The sequence below is a fragment of the Yaniella sp. genome (assembly GCF_030453185.1).
Lineage (GTDB): Bacteria > Actinomycetota > Actinomycetes > Actinomycetales > Micrococcaceae > Yaniella.
The window spans coordinates 1-11,813 of the sequence record NZ_JAKDKW010000069.1 but is presented as its reverse complement, the minus strand read 5'-3'; the positions used below and the strand labels follow the sequence as shown (position 1 = coordinate 11,813).

8 protein-coding genes and 1 pseudogene are annotated in these 11,813 nt (G+C 57.2%); 1 reads left to right on the top strand and 8 read right to left on the bottom strand.

Annotation, left to right across the window (positions count from 1 at the left end):
• Nucleotides 1-298: 298 nt before the first annotated feature.
• The 3 genes from L0H14_RS09780 to L0H14_RS09770 all read right to left on the bottom strand — a co-directional run bounded on the left by L0H14_RS09780 (nt 299) and on the right by L0H14_RS09770 (nt 2,170).
• Nucleotides 299-1,168: a hypothetical protein gene (locus L0H14_RS09780; RefSeq protein WP_301421744.1), complete on the bottom strand. Its 870-nt coding sequence runs from the start codon at nt 1,166-1,168 to the stop codon at nt 299-301.
• 74 nt (nt 1,169-1,242) lie between these two features.
• Complete coding sequence (locus tag L0H14_RS09775) at nt 1,243-1,446, bottom strand: hypothetical protein (RefSeq protein WP_301421743.1); 204 nt, start codon at nt 1,444-1,446, stop codon at nt 1,243-1,245.
• 226 nt (nt 1,447-1,672) lie between these two features.
• Nucleotides 1,673-2,170, bottom strand: coding sequence for a hypothetical protein (locus tag L0H14_RS09770; protein ID WP_301421742.1), 498 nt, complete (start codon nt 2,168-2,170; stop codon nt 1,673-1,675).
• Between the two features lie 447 nt (nt 2,171-2,617).
• Between L0H14_RS09770 and L0H14_RS09765 the strand changes: the two genes are divergently transcribed.
• A complete protein-coding gene (locus tag L0H14_RS09765; RefSeq protein WP_301419554.1) occupies nt 2,618-3,622 on the top strand; it encodes a protein kinase in 1,005 nt (334 codons plus the stop codon).
• A 17-nt stretch (nt 3,623-3,639) separates the two neighbouring features.
• Here L0H14_RS09765 and L0H14_RS09760 read toward each other — a convergent pair whose 3' ends face one another.
• From L0H14_RS09760 to L0H14_RS09740, 5 genes and pseudogenes are all read right to left on the bottom strand, one after another.
• Nucleotides 3,640-6,363 (bottom strand): hypothetical protein, encoded by a 2,724-nt coding sequence (locus tag L0H14_RS09760; protein ID WP_301421741.1) that lies wholly within the window; start codon nt 6,361-6,363, stop codon nt 3,640-3,642.
• 72 nt (nt 6,364-6,435) lie between these two features.
• Nucleotides 6,436-7,410, bottom strand: coding sequence for a hypothetical protein (locus L0H14_RS09755; protein WP_301419556.1), 975 nt, complete (start codon nt 7,408-7,410; stop codon nt 6,436-6,438).
• 23 nt (nt 7,411-7,433) lie between these two features.
• Nucleotides 7,434-8,645, bottom strand: coding sequence for a hypothetical protein (locus L0H14_RS09750; RefSeq protein ID WP_301419557.1), 1,212 nt, complete (start codon nt 8,643-8,645; stop codon nt 7,434-7,436).
• Between the two features lie 821 nt (nt 8,646-9,466).
• Nucleotides 9,467-10,333, bottom strand: a pseudogene (locus L0H14_RS09745) (IS3 family transposase); the annotation flags it as partial.
• Nucleotides 10,334-10,348: 15 nt separating this feature from the next.
• Complete coding sequence (locus tag L0H14_RS09740) at nt 10,349-11,419, bottom strand: IS110 family transposase (RefSeq protein WP_301421740.1); 1,071 nt, start codon at nt 11,417-11,419, stop codon at nt 10,349-10,351.
• Nucleotides 11,420-11,813: the final 394 nt, after the last annotated feature.

Here is an 11,813-nt window from a genome sequence, read left to right as displayed (position 1 = left end):
AGCTAGCTGTCATCCGCTCTCATTTCAATGTTGATCGTTTGCGCTGCTGTCATCGTTTTGCTTCAGCCCAGGCAATGGCGTGGCGAAGCCATACAACAGCATACCCGTGAGCTCAGGATGTTGGATTCCACTGGCTATCGTTCTGATATGGGAAATCGTGAAGTCCCACAATATATGCCTTCCCCAGCTCGCAGCTTGCCCTTCATATACAAGCCCGAAGCCCCGGATATATCTATCATCCGGGGCCTCGAGCTAGTCGTCATCAGGCATGCAGGGGCGCTACGCCGCTAGATAGGGCCTACAACGCTCCAGCTTTCTGAGCTTCAGGAGTCGAGACAGGTTCCGATTTTTCCTGAGACTGTTCTTGTTCAGGAGACAGCGGTGTGCCGCGTGGTTCCTCGATGGTCAGTATCGCGACGCCAGAAATGGTTGCCATGATGCCTAAGTACACGCCAACTGAACCAATCCAGCCCGTGGTACCGACAAGATATTGGGCAATGGTAGGTGCGAAGGCGCCACCCAAGATCGCGCCGATGGCATACGAAATGGAAAAACCAGAAAGCGGGTGCGCGATGGGAACATTTCGGAATACATTGCCGATTGCGGTCCGTAAGACAGTCCAATTGGGATCGTGAAGACGAGCACCGAGAAGGTAATGAGCCACATATTGCGGGGGCCGATCATCAAAAACATGGGGATCGCCCAGACCAGCTGGAAGCCATAACCAATCAGGTAGGACAGAGGTCGACCAATAGCGGTCTGAGATGATGCCGCCAAACAGCGTTGTGACGATCCACAGAGCGGCATCAGCTGCCACGAGGATCAGCATATGAGTTTCAGTCACCACGTGGGTGGTGGTGACGTAGCCCAGCACGAATCCGCCGGCCACCATGTAGCCGGCAGCGTTATTTCCGGCGAAGGCCAGTGCGGCTTTGATGATGGTTTTCCAGTCGTCTTGGAACAGCTGGCGCAGTGGGGTTTTGGATTGCGCCGCGTTATCGCGCAGTTCTTGGAAGACCGGGGGCTCAGCTACTTTGCGGCGAATGTAGTACCCGACGAAGATCAGCACAAAGGACACGAGGAATGGGACGCGCCAACCCCACGCATGGAACTGTTCCGTGGTGAGCACCAAAGAAAAGATGCCCAGAATTGCTGAGGCAAGCAACATACCCAGCGGCCCACCGATTTACGGATAGGCGCCGAAGAATCCTCTCCGCGATGTGGGAGCGTGTTCGACAGCCATCAGTGCTGCACCGCCCCATTCACCACCCGCTGATACACCTGCAGGATACGCAGCACGATCAGCATCACTGGAGCCCAAAAACCGATAGTGGCGTAGGTCGGAAGTAAACCGATCAGGGTCGTTGCCACGCCCATCAACTCGTCAAAAGCCCCGGACTCTTTCACCGCCTCCATGGATGCCAAATCAGCCGACTTATCAGCCATGCTCGCAGCATCTACCACGTCGTGTTCAACCTATTCAAAATCGATGGTCATACTTTTCCTATTCTCCTGTTTCTAACAGTTGACTAGGACATTTACACAATCCATCTGACAGGCCCATACCTACGGGTGACTAGTGGTTTTGGTTGGTTTCAGCTGGCAACTTATATCATGCATGGAGACTCTAACGTAGTTTCATCAATGCAAGAACTTTGGTGTTCTAAACCAGTTACCTGGTTTGCGGGACAGGAGGCGGCACCGGTGGCAGTACGGACAAAGATTTCGAAGAACGCAATAAGATGATCGCACTCGCGGCAACCGCAACCGAAAAGATCAGCAGGACCACTGAGCCAACACCAACCGGCATGTTCTCGAGACTACTCGTCACCAACAGTGCCGCCAATCCGATGACGACGCCGCTGAGACCGGTGAACACCCCAGTAAGCCCCGCGATTTTTTTGGCGCGTGCGCTACGCCAAGCAATAGCAATAATGGAAACAACGATCGTGGCAAATAAGAGGAGCCGCAATATGGTTGCCGCGGTAAAGGTTGCGATAACACCAATCAGTTGAACCAACACGAGCCCTCCGACGTCCGCAAAGTTCCCGTCAAGCACATTGCGTGCGGCACCCCCATACCTGCCGATAGAAGTCGGACCCATGGGCAAGAATGTGCTGATGATTGCCAGCACAGAAACGCTCAGCAGCACAATTGCCGTACGGCTCATCGGCGTTGAAGTCAGCCTCGTGTGCTGGTCACTTACCGTCTGCTTTACCGATTGCGTGACATTTCTCGTCGTTGGGGCAACCTTCTTATCGTAAAACTCTTTGGTGCCGGAGCGTTCAAACGCTGGAGCGAGAGTGCTGTCGTAATAATTCTGCGCTCGTGAGGCTACTCTTCTCGCCCCACCGCGCACCTGATTGAGCGAAGACTCCTTCGGAACGGGAGGAGGCGGCGGCGGGAGTTCTACCGGCCGTTCGTGCTCGGGGCGACTTTGCTGTCTCCTAGAGTCTTCATTGTTGCCCTTATCGCTGTCGCACATAGCTTCCTAACCTTATGCGCTGAATTTCTTAGCCATGTCGTAACGTACCAAAGATCGAAACATAATAATGCGATAAGCCTACAGAAGTAGCTTCGACCTGTCATACCCTTTGGCTTGTCTTTAAACGTATGAATGAAATTTCCCACGTGGACAAAAAAGAATTTTCAAATCCGTGCAACTTATTGCGGCCGCGGGACCCTAGCTGATCGAGTCCACCACCTGCGCGCACAAGGGTGGCAGCCCAGTCCCGAAGATCTGCTGTCGATGGCACGGCCACTAGCCCAAGCACTCGAAGCCATCCATACCGCGAAACTTGTGCACCGCGACCTGAGCCCCGGAAACCTGTTGCTTGCCACCGAGCCAGCCGCCGATGCCACACCATCAACCACCCGGCTCGTCACCCAAGATGAGCGCCTGTTGCTGTCCGATTTGGGCATGTGTAAAGACCTGGCGATCAATTCCGGGCTCACCGTCTCGGGCGGGACCGCCGGGTTTCGTCCACCAGAGCAATCCAAACCCGGATTGGTGGATACGCGAGCCGATATTTGGGCCGCCTCAGCACTACTTGCCTGGGTAGCCGAAGGCGCAGAGCTGCCCGAGACATTCCACGAGGTCATACGACGGGGCATGGCCACTGATCCTGCGCAGCGTCAGCAAACCATTACAGAATGGCTGTCCGACCTCGAAACTGTTTTCGTCTCGCAGCCTCCCCCACCGGTCCAACAGCAGGAAAGATCAGAAACAGCGCAGCCAAGCCCGCTCCAACACGTCGGCAGGAGACCGCGACGACGGCTCACCGTGCTGCTGCCAGTCATAGTGGCCGCAATCATGGGGACCCTCGGACTGATGGCAGGTATGTCGCTGACCGACGACGGGTACCCATCGTCGGTCGGCGACGCCTCCATAGCCATTAGCGGACCAAGCGAAGTGTCGGTCGGTGAAACGGCCACCTATGTGGCGCAGACCGAGGGCGTCCACAGCTGGGTCTGGTCACTGCCCACCGGCACGAGTCTGGTCGATGACCATGAGACGTCTATTACCGCGACCCAACCCGGGAGCACTGAAATCGTGCTGCGTGCCCGGACCTCTACCGGCGACGAGCTGGAGGCTCGGTACCGTGTGCAGGTCCGGGACTAACACCTCACACCGTGTGACTAGTCCTGGAAGTCATCGCTGAGCCACGAGGAGTTGTACTCGTCTAGCGGTGAGAAATCAATGTTGATGTCGTCGCCGTCAAGGGTGACAGGTAGCTCCATCGCGCCAGACCAGCCGTGGGAGAACGGTGAATAGGTGCTGTTTTGTTCGCGCCAGTCATCGTCTGCGTCATTCCGAGCCTCATAGGTGATGTCGATGCTGCCTTCAACGATACGCGCGGTGACCGGCCCCGAGTATTCGGTGATGCTGGTGGTTCCGAAGGACGGGTCATCATCGGCCGGGACCAGCTCGATTTCTGGCGGGGTGGCCCAGGAGCGCTCGATGTTGGTCATCGCCTCATACCAGGTGTCTTCCCAGCTGGCCGCCTCACAGTCTGCAATGCGGATGGTTTCGTCGGCCACACAGGACTCCAACCGTTGTTCAATCTGTTCGACGACATCGGTTTCGAAGGCTTCGGTGTACCGCTGGCTGAATTCTATGGGCGTGCCAGATATTTCTCCGGGGTGGACTGTCAGCACGAGATCTTCACCGCTAGACAGATATTCACTGCCCTCCGGTGCCGTAAAGGTGTAGGTTCCGGGTAACAGTACCTGACCGGATTCCTCGGCGATACGTTGCACGGCTTCGACATCTTCGTAGGATGCGTACGGATCAGTCTCATCCAAGGCGCCTGCCGGTTGCACCTCGACTTCGACATCGTTGACCGTCAGGCTCGACGGTCCCGACACGTACGCGACACGCCCGGCAATATCGCCAGAGTTCAACGACCAATCCCGGAACACACCGGCTTGGGTACCCGAGGCGGTCAGGCCCAGCTGGAAGGGATAGGCTTTGCCTTCCTGATAGACGGTAACGTCGACGCTGGCGGTGGTACCGTCGCGGGTCACCTCACCGATGTCGTAGCTGTCTGGCCGGCTTTCGGCAGCTTGGTAGATCTCGTTGGTGGCCAGTGCACGCTGCTCATCCGTAACGTTGGGGCCCATCTGGTCCAGGGCATCCTCGGCGCGGCCGTCTATCACCGCTTCGAGGTAGGACTCGGCGCTCTGTTCCGGCCCGAAGACCGTTCTGGCCAGTACCGTGTGAGCAATCCACAAAATAGCTGCCAGGACAATGACGCCTAGGCCGGCATACAACATCATTTTGGTGCGACGTGACATCGGTTGGCGAGGTTCGCGCGGTTGGGTTGCAGCTGCCTGCCAGGCATCTGCCGGGTCAGGGCTTTGTGTCGCGGTAACGCTTTGTGTCGGTGCGGCAGTCTCCCACGAAGTCGTGGGTGCCGAAGCTGGAGGCGGGGGCACATCATACAGGGGTGCCGTCTGATTATCGGGCATTCCGAACTGTTCGCCAGCTGGTGCTGGCTGTGGGGGTGCACTTTGGTCCGGTTGCGGAGGAAGCGGCGGGTTATATGTTGGTTGAGCGGCAGCCGGTGGGGCCGCTTTCCAGCCCAGGGCCCGGAGCAGTCCTGGTGGGAAGCGACGGGCAAGTGCGGGCATGAGGTAGACCGCTAAGAGTTGGACGATCGCACCGATGACCACCCAGATGAGAAAACCCCAGGAGGCGCTGCTGATGCCTGCCCGAACTCCCGTTCCTTCGGCAAACATAGAAAAGTATATGCCGTTACCAAAGGTCAATACGCTACCTACCAGCAGGTATGTCACGGGCAGAGCGACCCAGGCCCAAGTAGCGTGGGCATGAAACCGCGTGCGGATGCTCCACCGGAACGCGCTGACTCCCAGTGCCAACAACATGACAAGAATCCCGGGGATCCAGAAGCCCGGGTGAGCGTCAAAGATATGAAAAGTCTCAGACGCCCCGAGCTCGGCCATACCCTGTGTACCAGAGGCCACCGCGGGGACAAAATGCAGCATCGAAAACAGGAGGAATCCGATATTGGGCAAGAGGGCCAAGATAAATCCGATGCCCTCGAGTGAACCTTGTACCAAACCGGTAATGAGTAGGACAACCACACCGACAGCAGCCAGGGCAACGACGTGTTCAAATACCTGCACCATACTGGTCACGGCACGCTGCAACATGGTCGCCTGCCGCGGGAGCAACAGGATGTATGTGGTCAGACCAACAACCAGCGTGGCGACGAGAAAACCAGGAAATGATGCCGCATGAGCCCACATGGAGGCACCAAACATGTCCATTCCCTCGTCAAAGCGGAAACGGACAGCAGCAGCCAAAATTGTGGTGATGGTGGCGAAGGTGATGCCACCGATGGCGGCAAGCAATAACCGGGTCCCGGTGCGCGGTGCACGCAGATTGCCTCCGAGGTAGCGCTGGGTAGTCATAACCGCGACGAGCCCGCCGGCCGGCACCCACCACGGCACAAGGAACAGGGACCCGCCTGGGGTTTGCGCGACGAATTCGGCAAAGTCAACGCCAATCGATAGTGGCGAGAAGAAGCCCATGGCCAACAGCTGAAAGGTCATGACAATCCACGTGGATCCCCCGCTGAACGCCCTGTCAATGTCTGTTCCGAAAGCGTCACCGGCTGCAGAGCTCGCGCCGGCTGTCAGGAGACCCGCCGTGACACCTGCCATGATCAGTGCCCCGCCGAAGAACACCGCGACAATCAAGAAGGTTCGTGCCCACGCCTTGGCGGGGATCTCCTTCAGGAAGTCGGGCACCGGTGGCGGTGGTGCCTGCCCTCCCGGGGGCGGCTGATGTTGTGGTGGTGGCTGGTTTTGTGGTGGTGGTGTAGGTGACTGTGTCATCTAAATTTCCTCGTCAAATGGTGGTGTGTGATGAAGATACGTGTAGTGGGTTGAGAGTTCTGCCTGAGACTATTAGGGCTCCTCTGACGGTTGCGGACCGTGAGGTGGTGGCGTCGCCGGAGGCGGCTGGGGCGTGCGCTGGGCAGCGGGTGGTAGGTGCCGCAACGACAGGAAGGTCAACACGGTGGCGGCAAGCATCACGAGACCGCAGATGCCAAGCAGTACGACGCCCATACCGACTGACGTACTGGCCATATCGCTGAAGATCATCACATTGGCGAAGCCATCATAGGTGGCGAACAGTCCCGCGATCGCACCGATAACTCCGGTGGTGATGCGCAGCCACTTCAGAGGCACTAAATAGGTCGCCGCCGATGCGCCGATGGTGATGATGAGTAGTATCAGCACTGGAATGCCCTCGGCCCGGGTCTCTTCGTGGAAGAAGTTGACCGACATCCCACCGAACGAGGCGATTGGCATCATCAGACTAAAGATCGCTATCAGGGCTGCCCCTGCCAAAACCAGTGGTGCCCGGTTGGACCAGAGAGCAAACTGCGGACTGCCGGATTGTCGACTGTAAGCATTCTGTGCCTGGCGAGCTGCACTTTTGGCTGCTGGTGCGACGCGTTGGTCAAAGAATTTTTTAGCTCCGGTAGCTGCTCGCTTAGCACCTTCAGAGAACTCTTCCATGGTCGGGGTGTTTCTGCGCATTTCACGATTTCGCAGCGCTGCCTGGTACTCGCTCATCGTCGGTTCCCGGCCGTGCTGGGCCTGAAAATTGCGAGCCCATTCTTCCTCGGTTGGTTTCTGCTCGGGTTGAGCTTGCGAATTCTGGGTCCACTCTTGTGCTGTTGGCTGCTGTTCGGGTTGCGCCAATTGCTGGCCAATCCAGTCGCGAAGCTCCGGATAACAATTCGGATGGCGTTGAATCGCCGGCCACAGGTCACGACGCTGAGAGGCCAGCTGGGCCAGGGCTGCAGCATCGAGGTTTGGGTCCAGTGCGGGTGGTTGTGGTGGTGGCTGGTTGTGCTGGTGTGGTGATGTCATGGTGTGATACCCCTCAGGTGTTCTTATTCGTCAGTTGGCTCGTCGGTAGGTTCATCGGACTCATCACTGGAAGGTTGTGAGTTGGTCCCGTTCATGGGGAACTCGACCTCCAGGTCGTCGGTAGAAAACTCGTAGCCGGTGGCTTCATCACCGACCACGTCGACATTCATTGAGCCTTCGAGGCTGCCGATGCCGATATCAAAGCTGAGTATCAACTCGGAGATTTCGTTGTCCACCTCAAATGAGCTGATTTGTTCGTGAGAGAACCTCGCCTTATCGGCGGGATCCTTCACATTGTCCGTGAGGGTCTCGCCTCCCAGGTCGACCTTCAGTGTCATGTCGACATCTTCTACCAGGACCCGACGCGTAGCGTCTGAGTGACCGTCGAGCTCCAGTTCCCAGTCGACCAGCAACCACGCTTGTCCTTCATCTGCCCAACCCGATTCCTCAGTCCATGCGGTCAAGGTGACAGTATTAATACGTGGGTCTTGTGAAAGCGGTATCTCATCGGAGCCACGAACCGTGGAGACCGCAATGTTGCGATCATCAATCTGGAACGCATGGTTCAGGTCCTGAACAGTAACCTCACGATAGTAAGCCGCAGCCGGGTCTTGGGGATCGACAATTCGTTCTCCGGTCAGGACATCGATACGCTGGTCGTGACCTTCGGAAGCTATCACAAATTGAGTGCTACTATCTTGAGGCGCCGAGATGAGCATCCGGTACGTCTCCTGGCTATCCAGAGCATCAATATGGTTGCGCTGACCCGCGGCCTCGAGCGCCAAATCTGCGCTCGCGTCAAGACCGCCGTACCCCTGGGTTGCCTCGTCAGGTTGGAAGCTGAGGTCGAGGATCATGAGCTCTTCACCTGCGGCTGGCCCAACTTGCTCCTGCGCATCATAAGAGCTCATCTCCAATTCACCTGCGGAAACTGACTCCACGACTTCGACCTTGTCGACGGTCAGGGTGCCAGCCGGGGTCACGACCTCAGCATGTTCCGGTGTGAAAGTATCCAGGATTGTTGGCTCCTGGGAGATGTCATGATGCACCAAACCGCGTTCCGCCTCCGGTAGCTCAGGACGCATTTCTTCTTCAACAGCAACCTGCTCCTGTGTCGAATCTGCCGTAGCAGTATCTTCAAACTGTGTTTCGTCCGAGCCACAGGCAGTAAACGTCAACGCGGCCACGGCCGTGAGACCGATGACCAGGTGTCGCATAGATTTCTTCGAGTGCATAACAGGAAATACCCTTTCAATGTGTGTGAGTGAGAAGTGCGGTTGCGTGCAGTTACATCCGCGAGTCGTGCTGTCGAATCAAAAAGTTGCATATCATCGAAAATTCTTTTCCCGCGGCAGTCAGGAACGCGCTCACAGCGCTGGAGCACTCACCCGTCATGTGAGACGGACTGAATTGCTGTATAGTCAAAACTTCTCATTCAGATTATCCCAGCGCGCATGTGCGCTGTTCTTTAGGATTCTGGGATTGTTTCATCACTTATGAGTACTCTACGCATGGTCAAGACAGTGCCAGCATTCGTGTCAGCCACGTCCATAATGTGACTAATCTGTAGCTGAAATTCAACAGATGCTGACTGTCTCGTCATGTACGCACGAAGACCTATTCACGATTCGTATATGCTTTTCTTGTGGAGTTAATGGGCTTGAGTATTCAAATATGGTGTGGGTAACATATGCTTGTCATTCAGCCCATACCTTAGAGGGAAACGCATGTCACAGGACTCACATTCTTCGGACCCAAACACCACATCAGCACCTTCTGGTGAACCTCCAGTCAACACACCGCCGGGATCCCTGCCTCCAGAGACAGCGCCGGCAGCAAGCGTTGATGCCGATGAGGTCAGCCCGTCCGCAGTTGCAACTCCACCCGCTCCAGCCGACGAACTGTCAACACCGAACTCAGAGTCAGTAGACACAGCTCCTTCTGAGACTTCCTTGGCACCGGTACCAATGCCGCCACCGCAGGCTCCCCAGTACCAGAATCAACAACAGCAGCAGCCCGGGCGGGCCTGCTGCACGGTTAGGTGACAGGTGGTGTGTTAGGCAGCGAGTACTACCTGGGTGTTCATCATGGTCTCAAATTCCACAGGGGTCAACCGGCCGAGCCGGTGTTGTCTGCGGCGGCGGTGATAGGTTCGTTCGATCCAGGTGACGATCGCCAGGCGAAGCTCACCTCTGGTGGCCCAGGGTTTGCGGTCCAGCACGTTGTTTTGCAGTAGCGAGAAGAAGGATTCCATCGCTGCGTTATCGCCGGCGGCGCCGACTCGGCCCATGGATCCGACCAGCCCGTGACGTTTTAGGGCACGCACAAATTTTCGGGACCGGAACTGAGATCCGCGGTCGGAATGCACCACACATCCGGTCACGTTGCCGCGCAGGGTAACAGCATTATTCAGCGCGTTTACCGCGAGTCGTGAGGTCATGCGGGAATCGATGGAATACCCCACGATCTTGCCAGCAAAGACGTCTTTGACCGCACACAAATACAGTTTGCCTTGGCCGGTGCGATGCTCTGTGATGTCCGTTAACCACAACTGATTGGGCCGGTCAGCGGTGAAGTCGCGCAGCACCAGATCGTCATGGACCGCAGGTCCAGGCCGCATACCGTTGCCGCGGGCTTTCCGCCGGCCAAAAACACTGAACCATTGGTTGTCGTGGCAGATGCGCCAGGCGGTTCGATCAGCCATCTGTTGCCCGCACGCTTTGGCCTCATCCGCCAGCAATCGGTGGCCAAACTCTGGGTCGTCCAGGTGAGCGTCAAAGAGCGCATTAGCACGATAAGCGGCCACCAGATCGGCTTGGGGCACGGGTTGGTGCAACCAGCGGTAATAGGGTTGACGAGCAAGCTTTAATGCCCGGCACGACACCACCACGGGAATCCCTTCGGTGGCCAGCTGTTTTACGAGACTCTTCTATAGTTGTCAAACTGTCTCCAGGACGTGGTGTTGAGCATTGAGTATTCGGAAAACTCGGCGGGCGATGTAGCGTTTGAGGCAGCGTCGGATCTCGCGGTCGGTCTTGTGTTGGGCTCGTCGTTTTTCGACGTAGGTGCGGGTTTCTTGATCGTGGGTCATTTTGCTGATCGCTACCATGTGCAGGGCACTATTCAGCGCGCGGTCCCCACCGCGGTTGAGCCGGAATCTGACGGTGTTGCCTGAAGATGCTGGGATGGGACAGACACCGGCCAGGGACGCGAATTCAGCTTCCGTGCGAACGCGACCATGGTGGGACCAGGCTGCCAGGCATTTGGCAGCGCTGATGGCTTTGAACCCTTTTTCTTCCAGCAGCGGGGCAGCTTCACTGACGCGCACCAATTCGTCAAGCTGCTGCTCATTGTCGGTGAGCTGGGCATCGAGTGCTTGCGCGTGGTTGGCCAGGCGAACTGCCTCAGCACGAGCAACAGATAACGCAAGTTCTTCATTGCGCGTCCGCCACCTCGCGATTTCTACGATCTTGGCCTTGCTCAGTGCTCGACGAGCATCCATCCCAAGGTCGTTGCTACGAATCAAAGCGGTCAGTGCATTGACTGACCGAGTGCGGTCTTTAGCCATCGATTGCCGTGCCGTGACCAGAATCTGAAGGGCCTGGCGGACCCCGGCATTGAGCCGTGGCCGGCGCAACTTGGCCACCGGCAACGGCAGGGCCGCTGCGGCGATACGGTGCGCATCGAGAGCATCGGATTTGCCCACGCCGTAGTGTTGTTTGGCATCCATGCGCGGCGCCTCAACTACCGGGTAACCATGCGCTGCTACGGTGCCCGCCAGAAGGGCACCATAGGATGCGGCGCCTTCAATGACCCAGAGCGTGTCAGCGTCTGCTTCAGTGCGCCGGGCTACCCAGGCCAGGGCACGGTTCATGCCGGCTGCATTGGCGGAAAAGTCTTTGGTATCGATCACCGCCCCGGTGTTTGCAATCAGAATCGAATAGACGTGTTTGCGAGCGTGGGTGTCAACACCCACGACAAACGGATGTGTATCAGCGACAATAGCCATAGCGGTCGTTGCCTTTCCAACGTGATGGACATGGACAATTGGCCGTCAAACGGCCGGTACCAGCCCGGGTGAACATTCACGTCGGAACAACACTGTGATGGGTCACGCCACCATGAGTGGCGGACAATCTTCTCATTAAGCTACCGAGGTGGGCCGGACGGTACCGGCCGCCACCTGCGATGGACAAGTCTCGTATAAGGCACCCCACAAGGGGCCAGCGGGTAGAAGAGTCACATCTACAGATGGAACAGCCAGTACCAATCCTGCCAGCCGATCCCAGACCAGCTACCTCAAGTCTCACAGCGGGTAGAGCCTTTTCCCGGCAGATTCGCCTGCGACAAATAGGCCGCAGCACGGCGTAAGACCTCGTTTTCCTGTTCCAGCAGCCGGGTGC